The sequence below is a fragment of the Zhongshania sp. R06B22 genome (genome assembly GCF_040892595.1).
Taxonomy (GTDB): Bacteria; Pseudomonadota; Gammaproteobacteria; order Pseudomonadales; family Spongiibacteraceae; genus Spongiibacter; species Spongiibacter arctica.
Genome location: NZ_JBFRYB010000001.1, coordinates 744,746 through 767,878, shown reverse-complemented (window position 1 = coordinate 767,878; position 23,133 = coordinate 744,746). Strand labels below are relative to the sequence as shown.

At 50.3% G+C, this 23,133-nt stretch carries 22 protein-coding genes; 9 read left to right on the top strand and 13 right to left on the bottom strand.

Features of this window, described 5'->3' with window-relative positions; translation table 11 throughout:
• The first annotated feature begins 25 nt into the window (after positions 1 to 25).
• Positions 26 to 451: an Rrf2 family transcriptional regulator gene (locus tag AB4875_RS03470; protein ID WP_368374654.1), complete on the top strand. Its 426-nt coding sequence runs from the start codon at positions 26 to 28 to the stop codon at positions 449 to 451.
• Between the two features lie 48 nt (positions 452 to 499).
• Here the strand turns inward: AB4875_RS03470 and asnS are convergent, their stop codons facing one another.
• Complete coding sequence (asnS, locus tag AB4875_RS03465) at positions 500 to 1,894, bottom strand: asparagine--tRNA ligase (protein WP_368374653.1); 1,395 nt, start codon at positions 1,892 to 1,894, stop codon at positions 500 to 502.
• Between the two features lie 165 nt (positions 1,895 to 2,059).
• On the opposite strand from asnS, the gene AB4875_RS03460 reads away from it, so the two are divergent.
• The 4 genes from AB4875_RS03460 (at position 2,060) to AB4875_RS03445 (ending at position 4,494) form a co-directional block, all read left to right on the top strand.
• Positions 2,060 to 2,800: a glycerophosphodiester phosphodiesterase family protein gene (locus tag AB4875_RS03460; RefSeq protein ID WP_368374651.1), complete on the top strand. Its 741-nt coding sequence runs from the start codon at positions 2,060 to 2,062 to the stop codon at positions 2,798 to 2,800.
• A gap of 289 nt (positions 2,801 to 3,089) precedes the next feature.
• Complete coding sequence (locus AB4875_RS03455; RefSeq protein WP_368374650.1) at positions 3,090 to 3,215, top strand: hypothetical protein; 126 nt, start codon at positions 3,090 to 3,092, stop codon at positions 3,213 to 3,215.
• A 357-nt stretch (positions 3,216 to 3,572) separates the two neighbouring features.
• The gene (locus AB4875_RS03450; RefSeq protein ID WP_368374649.1) at positions 3,573 to 3,941 is read left to right on the top strand and encodes a PPOX class F420-dependent oxidoreductase; all 369 of its coding nucleotides are present in this window, start codon (positions 3,573 to 3,575) and stop codon (positions 3,939 to 3,941) included.
• Positions 3,942 to 4,032: 91 nt separating this feature from the next.
• A complete protein-coding gene (locus tag AB4875_RS03445) occupies positions 4,033 to 4,494 on the top strand; it encodes an Mpo1 family 2-hydroxy fatty acid dioxygenase (protein WP_368374648.1) in 462 nt (153 codons plus the stop codon).
• 15 nt (positions 4,495 to 4,509) lie between these two features.
• Here AB4875_RS03445 and AB4875_RS03440 read toward each other — a convergent pair whose 3' ends face one another.
• Both AB4875_RS03440 and AB4875_RS03435 read right to left on the bottom strand, forming a co-directional pair.
• The gene (locus tag AB4875_RS03440) at positions 4,510 to 5,283 is read right to left on the bottom strand and encodes a methyltransferase domain-containing protein (RefSeq protein WP_368374647.1); all 774 of its coding nucleotides are present in this window, start codon (positions 5,281 to 5,283) and stop codon (positions 4,510 to 4,512) included.
• A 272-nt stretch (positions 5,284 to 5,555) separates the two neighbouring features.
• Positions 5,556 to 5,756 carry a YdcH family protein gene (locus AB4875_RS03435; protein WP_368374646.1) on the bottom strand — a complete coding sequence of 67 codons (201 nt, stop codon included), beginning with the start codon at positions 5,754 to 5,756 and terminating at the stop codon, positions 5,556 to 5,558.
• A 293-nt stretch (positions 5,757 to 6,049) separates the two neighbouring features.
• Here AB4875_RS03435 and AB4875_RS03430 point away from each other — a divergent pair, with 293 nt between their 5' ends.
• Positions 6,050 to 7,180, top strand: a complete 1,131-nt coding sequence (locus AB4875_RS03430) for a nitronate monooxygenase (protein ID WP_368374645.1) — start codon at positions 6,050 to 6,052, stop codon at positions 7,178 to 7,180.
• Positions 7,181 to 7,226: 46 nt separating this feature from the next.
• Here the strand turns inward: AB4875_RS03430 and AB4875_RS03425 are convergent, their stop codons facing one another.
• Positions 7,227 to 7,841 carry a riboflavin synthase subunit alpha gene (locus tag AB4875_RS03425; protein ID WP_368374644.1) on the bottom strand — a complete coding sequence of 205 codons (615 nt, stop codon included), beginning with the start codon at positions 7,839 to 7,841 and terminating at the stop codon, positions 7,227 to 7,229.
• 120 nt (positions 7,842 to 7,961) lie between these two features.
• On the opposite strand from AB4875_RS03425, the gene AB4875_RS03420 reads away from it, so the two are divergent.
• The gene (locus AB4875_RS03420) at positions 7,962 to 8,228 is read left to right on the top strand and encodes a DUF1145 domain-containing protein (RefSeq protein WP_368374643.1); all 267 of its coding nucleotides are present in this window, start codon (positions 7,962 to 7,964) and stop codon (positions 8,226 to 8,228) included.
• A gap of 100 nt (positions 8,229 to 8,328) precedes the next feature.
• Positions 8,329 to 9,126: a ParA family protein gene (locus tag AB4875_RS03415; RefSeq protein ID WP_368374642.1), complete on the top strand. Its 798-nt coding sequence runs from the start codon at positions 8,329 to 8,331 to the stop codon at positions 9,124 to 9,126.
• A gap of 53 nt (positions 9,127 to 9,179) precedes the next feature.
• Here the strand turns inward: AB4875_RS03415 and AB4875_RS03410 are convergent, their stop codons facing one another.
• From AB4875_RS03410 to AB4875_RS03385, 6 genes are all read right to left on the bottom strand, one after another.
• Positions 9,180 to 9,653 carry an LEA/WHy family protein gene (locus AB4875_RS03410; RefSeq protein ID WP_368374641.1) on the bottom strand — a complete coding sequence of 158 codons (474 nt, stop codon included), beginning with the start codon at positions 9,651 to 9,653 and terminating at the stop codon, positions 9,180 to 9,182.
• Positions 9,654 to 9,737: 84 nt separating this feature from the next.
• On the bottom strand, positions 9,738 to 10,406 hold the full coding sequence (locus tag AB4875_RS03405) for a YiaD family glycine zipper/OmpA-like lipoprotein (protein ID WP_368374640.1): 669 nt from the start codon (positions 10,404 to 10,406) through the stop codon (positions 9,738 to 9,740).
• Between the two features lie 159 nt (positions 10,407 to 10,565).
• Entirely contained in the window at positions 10,566 to 13,316 is a 2,751-nt protein-coding gene (locus AB4875_RS03400; RefSeq protein ID WP_368374639.1) for a CehA/McbA family metallohydrolase, read from the bottom strand.
• A 5-nt stretch (positions 13,317 to 13,321) separates the two neighbouring features.
• Positions 13,322 to 13,708: an MAPEG family protein gene (locus AB4875_RS03395; RefSeq protein WP_368374638.1), complete on the bottom strand. Its 387-nt coding sequence runs from the start codon at positions 13,706 to 13,708 to the stop codon at positions 13,322 to 13,324.
• Positions 13,709 to 13,866: 158 nt separating this feature from the next.
• A complete protein-coding gene (locus AB4875_RS03390) occupies positions 13,867 to 15,006 on the bottom strand; it encodes an alpha/beta hydrolase family protein (RefSeq protein WP_368374637.1) in 1,140 nt (379 codons plus the stop codon).
• Between the two features lie 304 nt (positions 15,007 to 15,310).
• The gene (locus AB4875_RS03385; protein WP_368374636.1) at positions 15,311 to 16,084 is read right to left on the bottom strand and encodes a ferredoxin--NADP reductase; all 774 of its coding nucleotides are present in this window, start codon (positions 16,082 to 16,084) and stop codon (positions 15,311 to 15,313) included.
• A 127-nt stretch (positions 16,085 to 16,211) separates the two neighbouring features.
• Between AB4875_RS03385 and AB4875_RS03380 the strand changes: the two genes are divergently transcribed.
• Positions 16,212 to 17,090 carry a LysR family transcriptional regulator gene (locus AB4875_RS03380; protein ID WP_368374635.1) on the top strand — a complete coding sequence of 293 codons (879 nt, stop codon included), beginning with the start codon at positions 16,212 to 16,214 and terminating at the stop codon, positions 17,088 to 17,090.
• Positions 17,091 to 17,102: 12 nt separating this feature from the next.
• On the opposite strand, the gene AB4875_RS03375 is transcribed toward AB4875_RS03380, so the two are convergent.
• The 3 genes from AB4875_RS03375 to AB4875_RS03365 form a co-directional block, all read right to left on the bottom strand.
• Positions 17,103 to 19,799, bottom strand: coding sequence for a metallophosphoesterase (locus tag AB4875_RS03375; protein WP_368374634.1), 2,697 nt, complete (start codon positions 19,797 to 19,799; stop codon positions 17,103 to 17,105).
• Between the two features lie 92 nt (positions 19,800 to 19,891).
• Positions 19,892 to 21,085 (bottom strand): multidrug effflux MFS transporter, encoded by a 1,194-nt coding sequence (locus AB4875_RS03370; protein WP_368374633.1) that lies wholly within the window; start codon positions 21,083 to 21,085, stop codon positions 19,892 to 19,894.
• 363 nt (positions 21,086 to 21,448) lie between these two features.
• Positions 21,449 to 23,086, bottom strand: a complete 1,638-nt coding sequence (locus AB4875_RS03365) for a ShlB/FhaC/HecB family protein (protein WP_368374632.1) — start codon at positions 23,084 to 23,086, stop codon at positions 21,449 to 21,451.
• Positions 23,087 to 23,133: the final 47 nt, after the last annotated feature.

Genomic DNA, 23,133 nt, shown 5'->3' with positions numbered 1-23,133 from the left:
TTTAAGCAAAGCACAAGCCCTAACGATGAAATTAAGCAGCAAAACAGATTTTGCCTTTAGGTCCCTGATCTACCTAGGGCATTGCCCGGCGAACGAACTAAGCACAATTCAAGATATCTGCGATTTCTACAGCATCTCGTCAAACCACATATCCAAAGTAGTCATGGAGCTCGTGCGCCTAGGGTACGTAGAAGCAATAAGAGGAAAAGGCGGCGGCATTCGACTAGGCAAGCCCGCGGAAGAGATCGCCCTGATTGATATTGTTAGGCATTTTGAATCAACCCTAAACCCCATTAACTGCAATGAACAACCCTGCCGGATTATCAAAGGCTGCAAACTAAAGGGCTTACTGGCTAACGCGATGCAGGCTTTTCTCACCGCCTTAACCGGCTATACATTGGCCGATTTACTTGACGATGAAACCCAGGCCATTCTTTTTTTAGAAAATTAGGCGCCTAAACACAGGCGCACTAACGCTGATATATCAGCCCATCAGCCATTAATAGTCGGCATGTTTTGGCGTGCGGGGAAAGGGAATAGCATCGCGAATATTGTCCATGCCGGTGATGTAATTCAACAGGCGCTCGAATCCTAAACCAAAACCTGCATGGGCCACCGTGCCATAGCGGCGCAAATCCCGGTACCACTCCAAGCCATCTAGGCCTTGCTCCGCCATGCGTCTCTCAAGCACATCTAAACGTTCCTCACGCTGACTGCCACCGATAATCTCACCGATGCCTGGCGCTAGCACATCCATCGCCGCAACAGTTTTCTCGTCGTCGTTCATGCGCATGTAAAATGCTTTTATATCTTTGGGGTAATTGGTCACTATCAGCGGGCCGCCAACGTGCTCTTCACAGAGATAGCGCTCATGCTCAGACTGCATATCTACCCCCCAGCGCACGGGAAATTCAAACTTCTTGCCAGACTTCTCCAGTATTTTAATCGCTTCGCTATAGTCCATGCGCTCAAAGCTGGTGCCAGCCACTTTTTGGAGACGAGCTAAGACGCCCTGATCCACAAACTCATTAAAGAAGGCGAGGTCGTCTTCGCAATGCTCTAACACCTCCGACAGCAGGTAGCGCAAAAAATCTTCAGCCAGCGCAGCATCATCGTCGAGATTGGCAAAGGCGATTTCAGGTTCCACCATCCAGAACTCGGCAAGGTGGCGACTAGTATTTGAGTTCTCCGCCCTAAAGGTCGGACCAAAGGTATATACCTTAGACATGGCCAAACAGTAGGCCTCGGCATTTAGCTGCCCAGACACAGTGAGAAAGGCTTCGCGGCCAAAGAAATCTTCGCTGAAATCGATGCCGCCGCTTTCGGTGCGAGGTAAGTTCATTAAATCTAAGGTGCTGACACGAAACATCTCGCCGGCGCCCTCACAGTCACTCGCCGTAATCAGCGGAGAATTAATCCACTGAAAACCCCGCTCATAAAAATAGCGATGCACCGCATTCGCGAGCACGGTCCTCACCCGTGTAACTGCGCCAAAGGTATTGGTGCGCGGCCGAAGATGGGCCACAGTGCGCAAATACTCGAAGCTATGACGCTTTTTGGCGATAGGGTAAGTATCTGGATCATCTACCCAGCCGCAGACCTCAATATGCTTAGCCTGAATTTCGACACTCTGACCCTTGCCCTGCGAGGCGACCAAATCGCCGCTGACAATAACCGAACAGCCCGCCGTTAACTTTAAAATCTCCGCCTCGTAATTCTCCAGCTCACCTGGCGCGACAACCTGTATTGCTGCCTGCGCCGATCCGTCGTGGACGGCCAAAAACGAAAAGCCACCCTTGGAATCTCGACGGCTCCGAATCCAGCCCTTTACTGTTACCTCGCATCCCGGCTCACACTGCCCCGCCAACAAGGCCTTTATCGATACCGCAGACATTATGTTCTCCAAAAAAATTAGGCTAAGGCCGCATTATATGCGTGCAGCGCCAATAGCAATAGTCATAGCCGGCGCTGTCTTTTAATCAGACTAGGCCTGCCTCGCTTTATTCTGACCAGAATTAATCGGATACTACTGCAAACTTCCATTTGCGACGAAACCGCTATGCGAGCAGAAAACTTTGTGGCCCACCGCGGCTGGCGTCAACACTACCCTGAAAACACCCTCATCGCGTTTGCAAAGGCGATTGAAGCTGGCGCCGTTAATATCGAACTCGACATTCAACTCAGCGCAGATCAGGTGCCGTTTGTTTTCCACGACGCCAACTTGATGCGTATGTGTCAGCGCAAAGGCTTAATCTGGGAATATACCGCCGCCGAGCTCGATACATTCTCCGCCGCCGAAAGCTATCGCCTAGGCGCGGCATTTCAAGACAATCCCATGTGCCGGCTCAGCGACATTGTGGCTTTACTTCAGGCCCAGCCCAAGATAAACGCCTACGTTGAAATCAAGGAAGAGAGCCTGACCCATTTTGGCGAACAGATAGTCGTCGATGCCATCATTAACACCCTGCGCCCAGTCGCCTCGCAATGCATTCTCATTAGCTTTGAATTGAATGCGCTACACCTTGCTCTTCACGAGGGCTGGCAACGCTTTGGCGCCGTTTTTGACGCATGGCCTGACTGGCAGTCTGCGGCACTGACTGAACTCAAACCCGAAGTTGTATTCTGTGACCGCAACTGTGTACCTAACAGCGCTGACTTCACCGCAGTGCCTTGGCCGATCCTAATTTACGAGGTGGGCACTAAAGCCGAGGCCGAGGATTGGTTTGCACGTGGCGCGGTCGCCGTAGAAAGCTTTTTGATTGGTGAACTGCTCAAAGAATTCTCATTAAATACCGTGTAAGACCTACAAAAATATCGCCACGACCTAGTAAGCTTTCTAGTTATTACAACAATTTAACCCACACGCCATCATTACCGCCACTTAACCGCTGCTTAAATATTTGTTAATAGATACGCTAAGTCCTTGTTTTTACTCCCCACCCAATCTGTCCAAAAGATTAAAAAAATGGCGGCAAACCGTATTTAGCAACTGCTATCACACGGCCTATGTAACCCAAATATTTCTTGCTTGTTTGTATACTGGTTTCGTCATCAAGACACCTACGAAACTTTATAAACGGAGCAACACCATGACTCAATTACAACAAGCAGTACAAAACCACGACGCTAGCGCAGTTGCCGAATTAGCAGCTCAATATAGCCTTATCGCCATTATTGCAGTGGGCATCGCATCTTGCTTTGCAGGCCTACTTTAAGCAGCACTCACCAGGAGGATATGAAAATGACACCGCACACCAGTACGACGTGCAACATAAGCGATCTTGCTCAACAGAGCGCGAAATTTAGCCTGATTTCCATCGTCTTTACAGGCTTGTATTATTGTATCGCGACACTCGTCTGAGTTACCCAACTATCCATTACCACGCTCAGACATGAAGTAAAATTTGCCGCCAACCATCGGCGGCAATTCCCCTTTCCTAAGCTTACAGTCAACTTCCAAAATACCCCGAGTCTTCGCTAAAACATCACATCATTCTGCAGGCAGAATTATTGCAAGACGCCCACGCACCAAGCACACTATGCAATATTAAATATCCTGCGGACTTACCAACATGACAGCACTACACCAATCCAGCTATATCTTATTTAGCACCAAGAAACGCGACGGCAGTTTTGTCGCAACACCAGTTTGGTGTGCCGGCGACGACAAAACACTGTATGTTTTTTCAGCGGGGAACGCCGGTAAGGTTAAGCGCCTGCGCAATTTCAGCGAGTGTAAAATTGGGCCCTGCACGGTAATCGGCAAACCGCTTGGCGATGCCAGTAATGGCAATGCCTATTTAATTGACTCAGCGGAAAGCAAGATCGCGCACAGCCTGCTCGTGAAAAAATACGGCTTTCAAATGCGCCTACTAGATATTAGCTCTGCTCTCAGCGGCCGCAAAAATAAACGCGCTTTTATTCGCATAGATCTGACTTAAATTGCGTCTTTGTTATGTCGCTGCGGTCATTGACCCACATTGACACTTAACCTAACGTAGCTGTTTTTTGATTTAGCAACGGAGATTGCCTGTGCGCACCCTAAACCAATGGCTAGACGAATATAATGCCTCCCACCAGAATCCGCGCAATAAGCGCATTCATTATTGGTGCGTACCGGCAATTGCGGTTTGCACCGTTGCCTTGCTGTGGCTGGTACAAATACCTGCGACACCCGTCAATCTAGGCCAAGTGATTTTGATCGGCAGCATGTTCTTCTATGGTTATTTGTCGGGGCGACTCGCGCTGGGCATGATGCCTTTTGTGATCTTGTTGGCCGCCGGTATTATGGCCTACCAAAGTTATGTGGCATTTCCGCTGTGGATTCCCGCGGCTGCCATTTGGATTATCGCCTGGATTTTTCAATTTGTTGGCCACAAAGAAGAAGCCCAAAAGCCCTCATTCTTTACTGATGTCTTGTTTTTATTGATTGGTCCACTTTGGATTTTAGGCGCGCTATACGACAAGCTAGGTATTCGCTTCCGCAACGCCTAGCCGCCCGCTAGGCCTTCACTCCGGCAAACGACAGAGCAAATGCACATAACGCCCCAATGACCAAAAAGGCTCATCGGCGCCGTACTGCCACTCAAGGGCTTGCACATCAGCGATACTTCGCTCTGCTCGCACCGCCCTTGGCATCAAATCATAGACCAAGCGAATACCACGCTTAGCGACAATTTCAAGGCCGGCTTGCTGTAATAATTCAATAATCCGCTGCGGCTCACAGGGCCCCGGTGGTGTAAGGCCACCCGGGTGCCCGGCAAAATCTCTATCGCGCAATTTGTAGAGATTACCCTTGGCCATATTGCTCAAAATAAGCGCATTGCGGTTATAAAACATCAACGACAAATGGCAGCCGGGACGCATTCCAGCTACTAGTGCCGAAATGATATCTTCCTGATCAGCTACCCACTCAAGCACCGCATGGCAAAGCACCAAATCGAAAGATTGTTTCTGCCCAGCACTGATTGCTTGGATGGATGCCTTGCGGATATCAAGCTGAGGAGTTAAACCCGCGGCGGCAATATCTTTAGCCGCTAATTCCAACATGTCGGCGGAAATATCATTGAGCAACACCGAGTGCCCCAGCTCTGCTAGACGGATACTCATTTGCCCCAAGCCGCCACCGGCGTCCCATACCGACATCGAGCGAACATCGCTAAGCGCTGGCAACTTATCGAGCAGCTCGCGCCAACACAGGGCGAGCCGCAACTCCCCCTTGGCATTGCCATAGATATTCTTTTTAAAGCGTTCGGCGATACCGTCAAAGTTACGATCTGTCATCAATCAACCATGCGACCATAGAATGGACATCATCAGAGGGTGGGGCTAAAGACGAGCAGCTTAAGCAAGCAGAGGCAAAAGCTCAATGCAAAAAAAAGCCGGAGCATCCGCTCCGGCTTTTAGAATTTCGACATCCAATGTCGCACCCAATCCTTTGAATGCTCATGTCTTCCTGACAGTGCCTATTATGACGCGCTGCCAAAGTAGTGAAAGAAGACAACAGCAGCACACCTTGTGAGATATGTCTCACAAGGTGTGCTGCTCTAGCCGGTTCACGCATCTAGATCAGGAATAAGCTCGTCTTTTAACCACTGTATCTCGTCTTTTATACGTAACTTCTCTTTCTTTAGGCGCTGCAACAACAGCTGATTTTGGTAGGGATTCAAGGCCAGCTCAGTGATTTCCGTGTCCAGCGCGCGATGACGAATTTGCAAAAGTAGAATACGGGCGCTTATAGAGGGCATTCTTTCCATTTTTAAGCGAAATTCCTATAAGGGGGGAGTACGAGAATGTAATCACACTTTTTACTCTGCACCGCCCGAACACACAAGTTCAAAAGCAAGTAAGAGCTTAAATTTAGTGCTTATTAGCCTCAAGATTGTCGACACTATCAAAATTATCAGGCCCTGAGGCAGAGAATACTGATCTTTTTAGTCAATGGCGATTGATTACTTACGCCATTGTCGGCGTCGAGGGCGTCCGCAATACTAATCAGGTCAACTCATGGCGCCGTGTACTCCGCGCCAAAATAAGTCAGAGGCCAAAAATGTATACCGAAATATGTAAGAAGCTCGGCATTGAATACCCTATTTTCGCGTTCACCCACTGCCGTGACGTTGTGGTTGCCGTCAGTAAAGCAGGCGGTATTGGTGTATTAGGCGCGGTTGGGTTTTCTCCGGAAGAACTAAAGGCCGAATTAGACTGGATTGATGAACATATCGGCGATCTTCCCTACGGCGTTGATATTGTCATTCCGCAAAAATACGAAGGCATGGGCGACATGAGCCCAGAAGATCTTGAAAAAGAACTTTGGAAAATGGTCCCACAGGGTCATATCGACTTTGCGCAAAAATTATTAGCCGATGCCGGTGTACCCGAATGGCCGGACGGCACCAGTAATATGGGCCTGCTTGGCTGGACTGAAGCCACTGCTACCCCGCTGCTTATGGAGGCGCTCACTCGCCCCAAATGCAAATTAATCGCCAATGCATTGGGCACCCCGCCTGCCGATAAAGTGAAGTTAATTCAAGACAGTGGCCGGCTGGTCGGCGCACTTTGTGGCCGCGTTAAGCAAGCCAAAGCACACAAAGAAGCTGGCCTAGACTTTATTGTCGCGCAAGGTGGTGAAGGCGGCGGTCACGCTGGTGACGTTGGCTCGGTAGTATTATGGCCGCAAGCGGTTGCTGCTGCAGCACCCGTACCAGTGCTAGCCGCTGGCGGTATCGGCAACGGTCAGCAAATGCTGGCAGCAATGAGCATGGGCTGTGAGGGCGTGTGGACCGGCTCATTATGGTTGACGGTTGAAGAAGCGCATGCCGAACCTGCGCAAAAAGAATCTCTACTCGCCGCCTCTAGCGAAGACACTGTGCGCTCACGTGCGTGGACAGGGAAAACCTGCCGTATGCTGAAAAACGAGTGGACCGAAGCGTGGGAGCGCGCAGACACGCCAGACGCTCTCGGCATGCCCCTGCAGGGTTTGGTGAGTGGCGACGGCATTCGCCGCACCGCTCGCTATGCCTCAGTCGGCGATTGCCAGAAAGTGGCTTTTAACCCAGTCGGCCAAGTAGTTGGCCAGATCAACCATGTTGAATCAACTCGCTCCGTGATTTTCCGCTTAGTCACCGAGTACGTCGACGCATTGGAGCGAATCAATAGCCTCATGCCAGACGAAGCATAATAATCGCCTCCTCCGCCAGTAAGCCTTACTGGCGGAGACCCTTATGCTATTCCCTCTCAGCCAATACCCGCTCGACAGTATCGACAATGACCTGAGTTTGGCGATCCACCTCGATATTCACCCAATCACCCACGCGTTTCTGCGCAAAGGTAGTCACCCGCAGCGTCTCTGGAATTAACCACACCGTGAACTCGGCTTCATCACGCTTGTAATCAGCCACTGTCAAACTGCAACCACTAATCCCGATAAAACCCTTTTTAAACACATACTTACTTAAAGCATGAGGCAGACGAAAGCGCAGCGTACAATTATTTTCAGACTCTTCAACTGCAACAAGCTCCGCGCAACCATCGACATGGCCAGAAATATTATGACCGCCGATTTCCGCTCCCTGTTTGGCCGAGCGCTCAACATTAACGCTATCGCCGCTATTAAGCTGACCCAAGGTCGTCAATGACAGGGTTTCCTGCATGGCATCAAACGACACCCGCGCGCCGTCGATACTTGTCACGGTCATGCACACGCCATCCAGGCCAACACTCGCGCCAATGACTAAGTCTTCAAGTAGTACCGGCGGCAAGTCGATAAATAGCTGATGCAAACCCGGCTTACGTATTACCGCCGCCAGTGGGTAAGCACCATGCACAATTCCCGTATACATAAATTAACTGTCTCTATTTAAATGGAGTTTTAAGTGACAAGATTGTAACAAAACTTGAAGCTCTGAAATCAATACTGCATTATGCAGCCACTTAGAAAAATAACGAAGGATTCACACTTTATGATGACGATTTTAAAAATTGGCCAACTCGGTTTTTGGGTCGCCTTTCTAGTAAATTTCGTGTTCCCACTGCTGGGTGAGAATAGCGTCTGGCTCATGTGGGGTGGTTTCGCCATACTTGCCGCACACATCCTTGAGTGCCTAGTATTTAGAAAGGATATTCACCGTGATTACAGTAATCCAATAGAAGGTTATATTGTGGTATTGCTGTTTGGCGTTCTGCGCACCGGTGAATGGATGCGCAAAAAGTCTACATCAACGTCCTGAGTAGCCCCGCCAAGACACCTCGCAAATTGCGACCGTAGCGCCTTGGCACTAGAGCTGCTAGGATTACTTTTTCCCAGCAACACTTTGTCAGGGTAGAACAATGAAGCGGGTAATATTTAATCAAAAAGGCGGTGTCGGCAAAACCAGCATAAGCTGTAATTTGGCGGCAATTAGTGCATGGAAAGGCTATAAAACGCTGCTTATCGATCTTGATATTCAAGGCAATAGCAGCGAGTACTTAATTGGCCCCCAATTTCGCGACCTTGAAGACAATGCAGCAGACTTCTTTAAGCAAAAGCTCTCGCTCTTCGGCAAAAGCAAAGAAGCTAGTGACTGCATTTACGAAACCGAATTCGACAATCTCTATTTAATGCCTTCTCACCCTGAACTCGCGGTGATCGAGCGCGAACTAGAAACTCGCCACAAAATTTATAAACTCCGCGATGCCCTGAACAAGCTACAGGCAGAGTACGAGCATATCTACATCGACACCCCACCGGCCCTAAACTTTTATAGCCGCTCAGCCCTTATCGCCGCCGACTCGCTAATAATTCCCTTTGATTGCGACAGCTTTTCCAAGGGCGCATTGATTGGTTTAATGGAAACGGTTGAGGAAATTCGCGAAGACCACAACCCAGAGCTGAAGCTCGAAGGCATCATCGTTAACCAGTTTCAAGCCCAAGCCAGCTTGCCGACCCAGCTTATCGAAAGTATGAAAGCTGACGGCCTGCCAATCTTTGATCAATATCTAAGCAGCTCGGTCAAGATGAAAGAGTCTCGCAGCAGGCAAATACCACTGATTCACTACGCGCCGTCGCATAAACTCACCCAGCAGCTAGTCAGTCTTCATGACACACTAGACAGCGGTAAAAAAAACAAATCCGCTAAAAGCGCTTAAGCTAATATCTCGCCGCGGCAGCCATCCTGCCGCGGACTATCAACCCATCCCGTTTAGGGTGCAGTAGTCCCAATTCCAACCTTACCCACCTTATCGATTGTAATATCGCCAAGGCCAAAATTGCTAACCGCCGCCGTCAGGCTGAGTTTGTAATCAAGGTCAGATTGCATACCGCCTAAGATCTTACTCAACACACCTATACCGCTGAGTAAATTCACCTCTACCGGAACCACCAGTTGAGTCTGACCATTTGCCGGTAAGCTGATCGCTTCATTTAAACTACCGCCCGCCAGAGACTGTCCCTGTAATTCCAAGGTATATCGCAATCTAGCAAGGTTAATAGTGAAGCCATTGGGGTTATCGAGCTGCAAACCGACTAATAACTTCTGCTGGAAACCAATGACCGGTGCCATTTGGATATTTGTAATAGATACCTTTGGCTTCTCAATAGGATTAAATGCCGCACAGGCTGCGAGCGCCAATACCGCAAGGAAAACTATTCCAGATCTATAGAGTGTCTTTATCATTTTTAAGGCCCCAAGCCAGTGAACATAATAGCCAGACAAAAAAAGGGCGTCACTGATGACGCCCCTTTGTGAGTATGTCGCTGCTTATTGAGTTGGCAACATCTCAATTTCCACACGGCGATTCTGCTCACGACCCGATGCAGTGCTGTTATCTGCAATAGGATCGCGCGGACCATAGCCTGAAGTCCGAATGCGGCTTGATGCCACACCTTGATTCATGAAATAGCGACCAACGCTACCTGCGCGTTGCTCAGACAATGACTGGTTAGTTTGGAAACTACCAGTAGAGTCTGTGTAACCATTAATTTGCATCAGCGTTTTATCAAACTCTTTAGCAACTAACACAACGCTGTCCAAAACGTCGGTAAAACCACCTTTGATGGCAGAACTGCCAGTATCGAAAGTCACGTTACCCGGCATAATTAGCTTAATGGTATCGCCAACACGCTGCACACCCACACCAGTGCCTTCAAGGCGGGCGCGCAATTTTGCTTCTTGGCGATCCATATAATAACCGTAGCCACCACCGGCGGCTGCGCCTACCACTGCGCCCTGTAGCGCACCTTTTTTGCGATCGTCCTTACTTGATACTGCGGCCCCTAATACGGCACCACCCAAAGCACCCCAGCCAGCACCTTTGGCAGTATTACTGGTCTTCTCTTCTCCAGTATACGGATCGATACTACACGCTGTTGCAAAAACCACTGCGGTCAGCAATGTCGCCCAACGGCTAATATTAATAGACATTTTCATTGGTGAATCCCCTTATCCATTATCTTTCTAAGTGCCCTGAAACTATCATGACACAGCTATTATCAAAAAAAACATGCCAATATTCACAGCATTAGTTCATCCGCATCAGTGAACTCTTCACACTTACCCCATGCGGACTACGACAGCCCAACCCCAAGGCTAGTTCATTATCTTAGGCGCTTGCCACTCCCCGTTGCCATCTGCGTCGATATATATAGGATTACTCAAGGCCAGCGGTGCCAAGTCGGGCATCAGCGCGCGATACACTGCACCAGGGTCGCCACTGACTTCAACCACTATATAGGAGTCAGTGTCGACGATAAGCTCAATGACCTTGTGATCACCAACCGCCACCTTCAACTGCCGATAAACTTCCCCGTTAACCCAAATCGTCATGGTATTAACCGACACCCACGGCGCCGCATCTATCTGAATATGCAGCTCACCACGCCGTCCCGAAAACGTATCGCCCATGCCGGCTTCTGAATAGTCATCGCGAAGTGTTACCGCCAGAAACGGCCCGGTGGTCATAAAGCTGTGCCCATCTCGCACAGCGCCTACAAAGGCACTCTCATCGAGTGGTAGCTGATTATCCGAAGCCGCAACATAGACATAAGTGCGCGGCGCGGCGACCACGCTGCGAATCCCGTGGGAATCACTATTCCCCGTCGCGGCGCGGCGCGCGCCTTGATTCAGAATCGAAAACCAGTCATCACGAATTTGCGAGTACACCGAAAACTCGGCCCCATTGAGTACTTCTAAGACGTCAAAATCGATATCACGAAAACCCGAGACCGGGTCTGGAAGCAGTAAACTGCCATTATTTACGCTGTCTAAAGCCTGTGCTGGATCGTAACTTTTACCAATCGACAGGTGATCAAAAAAGGCTAAATCGGCGTCAATCGGATTGGCCGCCCGTGGATGATTCAGCTGGAATAGCGCGTTTGGCGCTTGCTCGCGAACACCGGCAATCACCTCACGCAGGGCGCGGTTTTCTACCGCCGGAGTGCCGCCGGCAAACTCCATTGGCCGGGCCTTTAGTGGAAAGGCATTACTGTGGCCTACGGTAGTCGGTGCATTGGCTGTGCGCGACATACCGGTGAGTTCACTGCCGGTTATAACCTGCACCCTACCCTCCAAGCCCAGCGCTGCAACCAGCCCACTTTGATCAATCAAGCGATTGTGCTCGCTGGCCACCAAGACCTCGGCGCCCTGCGCGACAAAACTTCGCAAGCGCTCATCAAAGGGTAAGACCGAGTCAAAACTTGCCCCGCTGTGGACGTGTAAGTCGGCTGAATGCCAATCACCGCCGTACCAAATTCGCTTTAGAGGGATGATAGGAAGCTGGCTTGTTTTGCCCGCAACAACAGTAAGCAAATACTCCTTTACATCGAATTCCAAGCCCCGCGCAGCCAGAACTCGATACTGGCCAGGCGGCAAGTTAACTTGCTCTAAATCTGAGTCAACACCGGCCAAATCAATACGGTTGCGGCGCATCATGCCAGGCAGCGACAGCCCCTGCTCGGTAAAGCCCAGTAAGTCATTACCAAACTCCGGCGTATCAGTATTCCCAAAACCAAAGAAATACAGGCTCATTGGCATATCTCGCGGCAAGCGCAGCGCACCATTTTTCCGAAAGACCCATCGACCGCTATCGTTGCGCGCGTCGGCAAGCGATAATTCGCGACTAATTTTCTGCCCCCACGGCGCGGTGGCCTGCATTTTTATCCACTGCACATGTTTCGGCAGACGAATATTAAAACTGCCATCGGCGGCGACTCGACCCTGGGTTACAGGTCGATCATCCTGGTCCCAGACTGCCACCGACACGTCAAAATTATTGGCGTAACCTCGTATTCGCGGGCCGCTGTAGATTTGATCAGTGACCGATGCCACATCCGCACGATCGCCCAACAAAACCTTAAACTTAGCAAGCATCTGCTCGCCCTTCTCTAAATCCATAAACTGGTTTTGCAGCAGTGACAGCCAAGTCAGGCGCTCGCTTTGAAACCATAAAGGGCGGGTCATCCAGCCGTGCAGGCTATAATCAGGAAATACGGCCAGAAACCGCGGCAATGGCTGGCGGCTGCCATTCGCTTTAATCAACTCGGCAGACCCCAGCTGCACCCCATAACTCACCTTGCTGTCATAGGTATCAGCGCCTACCAATATATTCCAGTCGCTGGGCATCATGCCGCCTAGTAGCGACGACACTTTATTGCGGTCGATGGCCGGGTGCTGAAAACCTAGGGTGGCATCTGGAATATAACTAGACAGACTGAAGGGCGTTAATGCGCGCTGCGAATACAGGGTAAACAAGCCGCTCATTTGTACCGGGCGACCTTCGCCAATGCGCTCTATCTGCACATTGATTTCGAGTTCCTCACCATTCTCTCGCAAACGGTAGGTCACTGTTTGACGAATACCATCGCCCTCGCCCACGGTAATAATATCGGCGTGATCGCCCTCTATTAGCGTAGTGATTTTTGAAACCGGAATAGCAGTTTCCTTTGCCAGCCCCGTTAAAATATTCGCGTAAGTCCACTGGTCATTACCGCGGTCGCAATGGGCCACATCGATAAGCGTGCCACCACCGGCAACAATCCCCGCGTGATGATTAACATCGCTAACAGCCACACAAATTTTGCCGTTAGACAGCCACCAATCACCCAGCCCAGCAATACTGTCTGGGCCACCGCGGGGGAAACTATCGAAGGTTTCCAACTTAATTTGTTCGGCGCGAAGCAGGGATGGCGGTGGCGGTGGCGCCTCCGCTACTGGCAAAAACTCTTCCATAGTGGCAAGACCAGTATCATCGTCAGTCTGGGCCGAGGCATAGCCAGTGAGACAAATAGCTAGGCCCACAGACAAGCACAATACCCTCAGCCACTTTTGCATTACTGCAATCATTGGTTTTACGCCGCCATGACAAATAGAGCGATGCAAGCACCCAGACCAATAAGAAACGCCAATGAGCGAAGCACATCCTTATTGGCGATGTAAAAAATGGGATACAAAACCCGCGCAACAATAAACACCTGAGCGGCAAGCGCCGACTTGGCTGGATCAACTCCCGCCAAATGTGCAATGATCACCGCTGCCGCAAATACTGGCAGCGCTTCCCAAGCATTTTGCTGCGCGGCGTAGGCGCGCGCACCCGGGCCTTCAAGCTGGGCATATTGCAGGCGGGGATGTTTGTTATCGACTTTACCAAACTGTTTGGCACGAAAATATCCACACACCCACGCCATTACTATGGGAAGCAAACACGCAATAAACACACACCAGAACGCAACTGTCATATTCTATTTTTTCCTAGTATTTTATTATTAGTACTTCTCGATTTTATATTGTCAAAGCCGTCACATTCGAATGCTGACGACCGTGCCGACATTATAAGCTGACACCCCGCGCTGCGGTAGCCAAAACCCTGGGACTTCGGCATTGGCATCGCAAGTCCTTACTTTATTGCGCGCGCAACGCTCACTTCAGGAATTTCGCTAGCAAAAGTACTGAACAAATAATCACGAGCCTCTTGGCGACGCAACTCACTCAAGGCAAATTGTGACTCAAAGAACGGGAACACCGCCAGCGTAGTTAACCATTGCTGACGCACAGGGTTCATTGCCGGCGGCAGCGGATCGGTAGTACACAGCGCCGTCTGCGGCACTAACAAAATACCTTCTTCAGCCTCACCCAACTCGCTGGCCCAGTTTTCGTCAGCGGTTTTTTCTAGACCACGCGTCAACATGCCACAGCCCAATGAATCCGCATTCTCAAACCATCTCAAATACCGACCCGGCGCGGCAAAGCCGGTATGAGAGGCGTTATTCATAGTCACTACAACAGCGCCTTTCACGTTGGGGAGAATAGTTGCCGCATTAGTTTGATAGTCAATCATGGCGTCTATAGGCGACGCAATCATCATGAAAGGAACATCTCTAGAATCATAGAAGGCCGGTCCAAACATAAAGGCCGGACCCGCAATCGATACCGCTGCAGATATGCGCAAATCAGCGCCGCGAGGATGGAAGGTCGCCAAGGTCGACGTCATACCACCCAAAGATAAACCCATCACTCCAATATGCCTGTCATCGATACGCTCATAAAACTGATTGCCCGAATCCGCATTCCATGACACAAACTGATCGATTAAAAAGCTAACATCGCCGGGCTGACTAACAACATCTTTTACCAATGGCCCACCAGGCGCGCTCATCGTAGTAAGCGGGTAATCCATCGCCGCAACAATATAACCGTGACTGGCAAAGTGCTCAGCGAGATAGCTGCCCCCGGTGCGCGACGACATAAAACCATGGCTATAAATAAGCAACGGCGCCGCAGCAAGCAAGTCCTCGGGATACCAAATTCGTGTTTGCAACTGACGCTCACTACTCCCGAGGTACTCGCCGTTTTTCTGGGTGGGGCGAGTATCATCGACCAGCTCTACATCGAAATAGCTGACGTCGTAAATGCCTTTTTCTAGCCAACGACTACCCTGGGTATCCGCCGACAAGGGCTGGGGCAAATTGCCAAACTGAAGGTATGCACCGGAAGCAAGCAGCAACAACAGCAGGGATAATAAGATTTTTTTAAACATAGCGCTCTCGTAACCAGATCAATTCCAAGCCCTAAGTTATCAAGCCTGCCAACAGGACTCCACAATAAAGCCCTAATCAACTTATAAATAGTGAAATTAATACCTTAGGGCCAACAACAGTGTATTTAGCGTCGCCAATACTGAGGAAGCAGCAGGATAGTGAGTCGTGTCAATGGACGTATCACACAAAAAAGAATAAGGGCCGATTACTTCAAGCAGCTCGACCAAATCTCATCCCGCCCACATAGAACAAAGCCCCTATCAAGGGGCTTAAGAAGGGCCTTAAAATACCGTACAAAGGGAACTAGTGTTCTACAAAAGCACGTTCAATCACAAAATGCCCATACTGACCGCCACGTGTTTCTTGAAAGCCAACCGCATTAAGCAGACCGCAAGTATCTTTGAGCATGCTAGGGCTGCCGCAAATCATAAACCGATCATCGTCGATATTTAGCGCCGGCAAACCTACATCTCGCATCAACTTACCGCTGCGAATTAAATCGGTCAAACGCCCCTGATTTTCGGACTTCTCACGTGTGACCGTGGGGTAGTAGACCAGCTTGTCGCGAACTATATCGCCAAAATATTCATGTTGCGGCAAGTGATTGCGAATGAAATCTTGGTAAGCCAACTCACTCTCATAACGGACCCCGTGTACCAGCACTATTTTCTCAAACTTTTCATACACTTCTGGGTCTTTAATAATACTCATAAAAGGCGCCAAACCGGTGCCAGTGCTGAGAAGGTATAAATTCTTACCAGGCAATAAATTGTCTGCCACCAAGGTGCCAGTCGGCTTACGACTGATTAAAATCTCATCACCCACCTTGATCTGCTGTAACTTGGACGTCAGCGGACCATTGGCTACTTTAATGCTGAAGAACTCAAGCTCCTCCTCATAATTTGCACTCACAATACTATAGGCCCGCATCAAGGGACGATCGCCCTGCTTTAAGCCAATCATGGTGAAATGGCCGTTTTCAAACCGGAACGATGGATCACGGCTAGTCTTAAAGCTAAATAAAGTGTCATTCCAGTGATGTACGCTGGTCACTCGCTCAGAAACTATATTACTCATTGCAAACCTCTCCTCAGTATTAGCGCCATGTCCAGGCGCTATCCCCTCTTGCTTGCCAACACTGTAAGGGAAAGCTATGCTATCGGCAAAACGACTTATAATGATTTTTAATATCGGTTTTGCAAATATGCACTATACACTACGCCAACTCGAAGTTTTTCTAGCCGCAGCCCACACCGAGAACATAACCCGGGCGGCAGAACAGCTCTCTATGTCCCAGTCGGCAGCCTCTAGCGCCCTCAAAGATCTTGAGCAGCAATTTTCAATACAGCTGTTTGACCGCATTGGTAAACGTCTACAAATTAATGAATTAGGGCGCGCGCTGCGCCCCCAGGCAGAGGCGCTCCTAGATCAAGCACTCGCGCTGGAACAGGGTTTCCGCCGCCACGATCAGGTGGGGGAGCTCAAGGTGGGCGCCACGCTGACCATTGGCAATTATCTGGCGGTCGATATCATGGCCGAATTTATAAACCGCTACCCCGCAGCCAAAGTAAAACTCAATGTCGCCAACACCGCGGTCATCAGTCAACAGGTTTTAAACTTTGACTTGGATATCGGTCTGATCGAAGGCGAATTGCACCACCCAGATTTAGAAGTGACACGCTGGCGAGAAGATGAGCTGCAAATCTTCTGCAGCCCCCGCCACCCTCTGGCCAGCAAACAAAATCTCACTGATGCAGATTTACTCTCCGCCCAGTGGATTTTACGAGAGGGAGGCTCCGGCACCCGTCAAGCCTTTGACCGCGCCATTCATGAGCTATTGCCAGAACTGAATATTCGCCTCGAGTTGCAACACACCGAAGCAATTAAACGCGCGGTCGAAACCGGACTAGGTATCGGCTGCCTGTCGACCTTGTCGCTGCAGACTGCCTTCGACAGCGGACGCTTAGTGCCGCTCACCGCTGCCAATCGCGATTTCAAACGCCACTTTTACTTTATTTTGCACCGTCAAAAATACCGCAGCGAAGGAATCCTGCGCTGGCTAGAACTGTGCAAAAACAGCTAAGCACCAACAAGCTCAATGCGCATGCAAAGTAGCTGCATCCGGAGAAGACATAGAGTGACGCAAGACACTCTGATTTAGCGTCCGCACATCGGGGCTGAACACCATTTGTCGCGACGGTCCGGCTAAAGCGGCGACCTCACCATCAGACAGTGCGCGCCCCGAAAAAAGAAGCGCATTAAGATAGCCAGGCTCCGTTTCAAAGCTATTATCCGAAAACAATATTGCGAACTCATCTAGCGCCCAGCGCTGCCCTATATCGCCGTCAGTTTTTTGGCCAACCAGCTCACCATCAATAAACACCTTAAAGGTGCCACCCGCACCTTCACCGCTTGGCGCCGCATAAAATACCAAGGCCAGGCGATGCCAGCTATCGGCAGGCAAGCTACCAAAATATCCCGAATCAGATGTCGCCACCCCCACACCACCGGCAATAGCCCGCTCAACAAAAATATCGGCGTCATCGCTATTATTTAACGAGGTCTGCAATAGCGCGCGCCACCGGTTGTCGCTGGCCTGCGGCCAATACAAATCCATGACTACCGTATAGTCAGAAACCAAACCAAGTTCAGCAAACGCCCCATTGGCGGCGCCATTGTGGCGCAACACTAAGCCCTCATCTGGGCGGTAATCACCAAACGCCAAAACCCCTGAGGCGCCATCTGGAAGATCGCCAACACCAACATCCGTCGTGCTAAGGAATCGAGTCACTGCGGCACTGCCACCGCTTGCACCAGGGTCATAAAAAGATAATTGCGCCGGCCCAAAATCCGCGGCAAATGGCTGCGTCGAATCATCAAACTGCCACACCGTGGTTTGCGTTTTCGGAATACAGGCAATGAGGGCCTTGTCAGTATCCAGATGTAAGCATTGACTCGTTCGATATCGCGCATACTGATCTAATGCAAACCAACTCTCAGACAATAGTGCCGCGCTGACATTAGACTGCTCATTAAACGTCTGCGGGAAAAACAGGGGTAAATTAAGCGCCGGGCCTTTTTGCAACACCACGGTATAGGTTTTACCAGCCAGGAGTGGACTCGGTAATTTTGCAAACCACGCCGGCTGCTCTACTGCCATTCCCTCTAACTGCACGCCACTCACCGCAACACCATACATGGCATTAAATCCCGGTGTATTCGAAGGCTGACGTTCAACTTGGTAACTATTGATAAAATCTTCCTGACTCAAGCTGCCCGGCAACCATAGCGCCGTAACCTGAGCGGGATCTAATAATGCAGCATTGACGCCGTGAACATGCATCGCTGCTTCTGCAGCAATTCGCGCAATACCCAGTTGATCAGGATAATTTTCAGACACTGCTATTTCAGTCTCAGCATCCGGTGCATAAAGCCCCATGATCTCGTCAATGGTCGCCGCAGTATTCGCATCGACGCTTAAAACATCGGCAGTGGCGTATGTCTTGTAATCGACATCTGTAACGACCTTATCGCTAAGTCGAAATACTAACTTTAGGTCTGTATAGCCTTTGCCATAAAACTCCGGCTGAATAACTAGGGTTCCATTATCAAGTGTTTCGAAATTCTCACCGCCATGAGTATGGCCACCCAGGACCAAGTCTACGCCACTGACTTTTGCGGCGAGATCTTCATCCGGCCCGCGCCCCATATGGCTCAACATAACCATGTAGTCCACATCGCCGCGATATTGATCAACAATAGATTGAGCTACCGCCTGCCAAGACCAGTTCATAGAGAAGTCGGCAATAAAATCGGGGATTGGCGCCGCCTCTATCGGCTCATCCAATTCATTCCAGGGCACTGACGTCATGCCGAACACACCAATCGTGATACAACCAACATTCAGCGTCGCAAACTCAACTGCCGCAAATTCGCCACTGCTGCCGGTGTACCAAGTATTACTCGCCAACACCACCGCGCTGTCATCCTGCGAGTATTCGAGCAACTGCTCGGGCCCCCAGGCATAGTCATGATTACCCACCACACGGACGTCAAAGCCCATCGCCCTAGTCGCGGCAATAGTGGCCGAACCCGAAGAGAGCAGCTCAGCAACGGTGCCCTTTTCAAAATCATCGCCGCCATTGGTAAATACGGTATAGGGCTCTTCCCCTGCGGCTTGGAGATGCGCCGCTTTAAGTCGACTGTAAAGCTGCTCCCGATAGCCAAAACGGGAGTGTAAATCGGCGACATGAATAAATCGCACCGATTGCTCTACCTTATTCGCGACACATTCAGGACCAATGGTTTTATCTGCCACGCGCGATTCACGGCGCAAAACCGCATACTGACCAAATTCACTTATTGATGCGCTTACTGCGCGGCCGACACGCGAAGAAGATGCATTAGCCTGCCACTGCTGACCGACCAACTTAGCTATATAAAATGAATCGCTGGCCGCAATCGCGCCTGAAATAGGCAGGGTTATGGTTGCCAGTTTAGAAAACCTTAAATCGCTTGGAGAAAACTCAAACACCAAGGAAGCGAGTTTATCCGCATTAGGAAAGCCCGTGCTTTCAGAGACAGATATGCTGTATGGCGTGTCTTCGCTAACGGCGTCGCTGGGAACACTCAAGCGGCCGCTCTGCTCAGCAAAGCTCACCTCTAGGCCAGTCACCGCTGATATAAACTCGCCACCGGCGAGCGGGTCATCTGGCAAGCCGCCAGAACTACTATGGCCGCAGCCGGCCAGTCCGAGTAAAACAGTAAGCAGGACGAATAAAATGATTTTCACTCGTTTGAATCTCCCTGTGGTAGCAAGCATCTTTGCTGTCGCTCACGATTAGCTTAGCTGTGCTCACAAATAATCCCTATTGCTCAAGGAATTTACACTGACACCTTACTAGCGCTAGGTTTTGGCACGATCCACCATGCGGCAGCGGCGGCGACAAACATCGTAACTGTCATTGGCCACATTTTGTCACTTAAAAATAAAGTAGACACACCGCTGATAAGCCCACCAATGAGATACTGCGCACTGCCGAGCAAGGCCGACGCAATACCACTGTGTTTGGGGAAAAATTGCAGTGCACTAGCCTGCGAGTTACCCATCACACCGCCGAGAGCACCAATACTCAGCATGATCAACGGCACAACTACCCACAAGGCGGGCGTAAAGTCGCTGATCAATAATAATCCCGCCGTGCCCGCGCATTGCAACATCATCGCCTTAGGCAAAATTCGCGGCGCCGGAATGGTATTTAATAAATAATTGTTGATCCTGTTTGCGACACCCAATGTCACCACATTGGCAGCGAACAACATCGCAAATTGGGTTTCAGTGGCACCATATTGGTGAATATATACCAGCGCCGCATTCGCTAAAAAGGTCACCATAACGCTGAAAGCTAAAGCCTGAGAAAATAAGTAGCGCATCGCCGTCGTATTACTCAAAACAAAGCGGTAGCGCGTCAACAAGCCATCTTTAGCCAGCGTATCATCCACCGCTGATAACTTAGGCGCGCCGCGTATAAAAATGGCGCCCATAAGGCACACCAACGCCGCGTACGCTGCCAGCACTACAAATATCATACGCCAGCCGCTCACGCTGTATAGAAATGTACCTATGCTTGGGGCGATGGCCGGCGCGATAATAGTAATCAGCATGATTTGTGAGAATAGCTTGGCGGTAGCCTGACCTTCGGTATGATCGCGAATAATCGCCGGTACCACTACGGCAGCAAAACCACCCCCTAAAGCCTGCACAAAGCGTGCGACCCAAAACACCTCAAGGGAATCTGTATACGCTATCAGCAAACTCGCCAGCGCAAAAATAACCAGACCAATGAACAGCACCGGCCGCCGCCCAATATAGTCGCTGATTGGGCCACCAAAGAACTGACCGAAGCTTAAGCCCAAAATATACAAACTGACCGTGATTGCGACGTCTTGCACAGGCACCGCCAATTCTCCCGCTATCGCGGGGATCGTCGGCAGGTACATATCGATAGCCAATGGCGATAGCGCAAAAATAAGCGCCAAGGAAATTATTAGTCGCATCGGCGGCAGAGAGGGTGTCATAAAGTTTCCATATTAATATTATTAGAAAGACAAAATTTCAATGTTAGATCGCATCTGCCTATCCACTAAAACCAACATCTGTGATTCGCTCACAGGCATAGACTCATTGAGAGGCGATCCATGAACAACAACGGCAGCAGTGTTCAAACTGCACAGCCAGCACCGAGCTTGGCCGCCGTGTATTAGTGAGGCTCTGCACGGAAAGGAAATAATGAATTGAACACATCGTCGGCGCGATAGCCTAATGACACCCTGCTCGGCGGCGCTATTTAAGCGCCATACAGCAGAGACCATTAGACCACGGTTTGAAAATAAATACGTTTACATAAATATCAGTAACGGCCTTGATAAGCTAAGAGCGGCTTAGAAGGTCCAGCGTAAGCGCCAAAAAAAATCAGCTTCTAAAGCATCAAGACGCGCTTTATCGACCACATCATCCAGCAGTGGCGTCGCCGCCACGAACTCGGTTTCAAAGCCATAAGCCAGTGTGGCACTCAAACGCACACCGACATCCGCCAAGGCCTGCGCCGACGCCAATTCACCAGACACGGCATTAAAGCTGGTCGCACCGTACTCGGCGAAAAGGGATGCTTCCAAGGGCATTCCCCAAACCCGGTGTTTTGCGGTTATGCTCGTTTGCACAAAATAGCCATTATCACCAATCAATACCCCCGGCAAATACGCGCTAAGACTGTTCATACCCCCCAAGACATATTGCTGTTGCTGCGGCAGCTGGGTGTCATCTGCAAACTGACCATCTAGATTGACGGCTAATTCGTAATGCGGGGCCAAGGCAAATTTATAGCCCAGCTTTGGGCGCAGCATGAAAAATTCTGCCGATCGCTGGCCTACCCCAACCCCATCGCTGCTATCACTTTCTAAGCTACCGCCATCACCAAAACCTGCCCTGACTGATAACTGTGCTTTAAAGTAAGAGGGCGCATCTGCCAGTGCACCCCGAACTGAATACTTAGCGCCTAACTCGATGGTTTGATATGACTCATCTAGCAAGGGCTGGGATTGCACGTCAGATTGAATCTCGGAATTAACATACTCAAGACGCTCAAACACCGACCAGCGCCGAACGGGATTGCTATACAACACCTGCTCACCAGACAGGGTGACAATGTCGATTTCAGCATCAAGATTTACCACCGTCCCGCCGGCAGCAGGCGTGCAAGCAATTAATGGTGGCAAGCAAAAGCCAAGCCCACCACCCCCGGTAGTCGCTACCCTTGGCTGACGTTGGTATTGAATACGTGTGGCATCTACACCATACAAACCAAAGGTGAACGGGTGCTCAATACTAATATCAAGCTGTTCATAGCCTTCGCCGTCACCCGCCTCACCCAAATCTTCGAATATAGTTTTATAAGCTAAGCTCGCTTCGGTGCCGCTATCAAAGCGATGCCGCAGGCCAGCCAAACCAAAGTAACGGCCAAGAAAACGGCTGCCCTTATTGTTCATTTCCAGCACCACATCAGTGGCGTCGACATCCTCAACTGGCACTTCACGAAAATCGAGAATGACCTGATTATCGTAGTGCTGCTCATACGCAATGCTATACGCTAGGCCAGCTCGCTGCGCCTGTAAATCTGCCAGAACGCGAGCGCGATCAAATTCGGCCAAACTTAAATCGGGGTCGCCAATAAGCCCGTCGAAGTGCGCTGTAATCGCCGCATTGCCGCGCATCCCTTTTACCGTGGACTGGTTCACTAAAACGGTAACGGTGTCATCAACACGAAAGTAACTGACACTCACCAGCAAATAACCCGCATTGTAATAACGTCGCGTTAATGCCGTGATCGCCGCAGAGGGCGTTTCTGCCGCCGCTAATATCGCTGTAATCTGAGTCGGAGATAAATATTTATTACCCACAACGCGCATTGTAATGCCGGCCACAACTGCGGTGATCGCTTCGGCATTAGTCTGGGCTGCGGCCTCAATCTGAGTATGGGTCGCCAATTGCGGCGGCATGACGGGAGGCAGATCAATTGCCATTCATATTCTCCTAATACATTTAGACTGCGACGCGACAGAACGCGCCA

Coding starts and splice junctions, on each gene's coding strand:
- AB4875_RS03470 (WP_368374654.1), top strand. CDS start 26: ATGAAATTAAGCAGCAAAACAGATTTTGCCTTTAGGTCCCTGATCTAC.
- AB4875_RS03460 (WP_368374651.1), top strand. CDS start 2,060: ATGCGAGCAGAAAACTTTGTGGCCCACCGCGGCTGGCGTCAACACTAC.
- AB4875_RS03410 (WP_368374641.1), bottom strand. CDS start 9,653: ATGATAAAGACACTCTATAGATCTGGAATAGTTTTCCTTGCGGTATTG.
- AB4875_RS03380 (WP_368374635.1), top strand. CDS start 16,212: ATGCACTATACACTACGCCAACTCGAAGTTTTTCTAGCCGCAGCCCAC.
- AB4875_RS03435 (WP_368374646.1), bottom strand. CDS start 5,756: ATGGAAAGAATGCCCTCTATAAGCGCCCGTATTCTACTTTTGCAAATT.
- AB4875_RS03385 (WP_368374636.1), bottom strand. CDS start 16,084: ATGAGTAATATAGTTTCTGAGCGAGTGACCAGCGTACATCACTGGAAT.
- AB4875_RS03415 (WP_368374642.1), top strand. CDS start 8,329: ATGAAGCGGGTAATATTTAATCAAAAAGGCGGTGTCGGCAAAACCAGC.
- AB4875_RS03450 (WP_368374649.1), top strand. CDS start 3,573: ATGACAGCACTACACCAATCCAGCTATATCTTATTTAGCACCAAGAAA.
- AB4875_RS03420 (WP_368374643.1), top strand. CDS start 7,962: ATGATGACGATTTTAAAAATTGGCCAACTCGGTTTTTGGGTCGCCTTT.
- AB4875_RS03430 (WP_368374645.1), top strand. CDS start 6,050: ATGTATACCGAAATATGTAAGAAGCTCGGCATTGAATACCCTATTTTC.
- AB4875_RS03370 (WP_368374633.1), bottom strand. CDS start 21,085: ATGACACCCTCTCTGCCGCCGATGCGACTAATAATTTCCTTGGCGCTT.
- asnS (WP_368374653.1), bottom strand. CDS start 1,894: ATGTCTGCGGTATCGATAAAGGCCTTGTTGGCGGGGCAGTGTGAGCCG.
- AB4875_RS03455 (WP_368374650.1), top strand. CDS start 3,090: ATGACTCAATTACAACAAGCAGTACAAAACCACGACGCTAGCGCAGTT.
- AB4875_RS03400 (WP_368374639.1), bottom strand. CDS start 13,316: ATGATTGCAGTAATGCAAAAGTGGCTGAGGGTATTGTGCTTGTCTGTG.
- AB4875_RS03425 (WP_368374644.1), bottom strand. CDS start 7,841: ATGTATACGGGAATTGTGCATGGTGCTTACCCACTGGCGGCGGTAATA.
- AB4875_RS03440 (WP_368374647.1), bottom strand. CDS start 5,283: ATGACAGATCGTAACTTTGACGGTATCGCCGAACGCTTTAAAAAGAAT.
- AB4875_RS03395 (WP_368374638.1), bottom strand. CDS start 13,708: ATGACAGTTGCGTTCTGGTGTGTGTTTATTGCGTGTTTGCTTCCCATA.
- AB4875_RS03365 (WP_368374632.1), bottom strand. CDS start 23,086: ATGGCAATTGATCTGCCTCCCGTCATGCCGCCGCAATTGGCGACCCAT.
- AB4875_RS03405 (WP_368374640.1), bottom strand. CDS start 10,406: ATGAAAATGTCTATTAATATTAGCCGTTGGGCGACATTGCTGACCGCA.
- AB4875_RS03390 (WP_368374637.1), bottom strand. CDS start 15,006: ATGTTTAAAAAAATCTTATTATCCCTGCTGTTGTTGCTGCTTGCTTCC.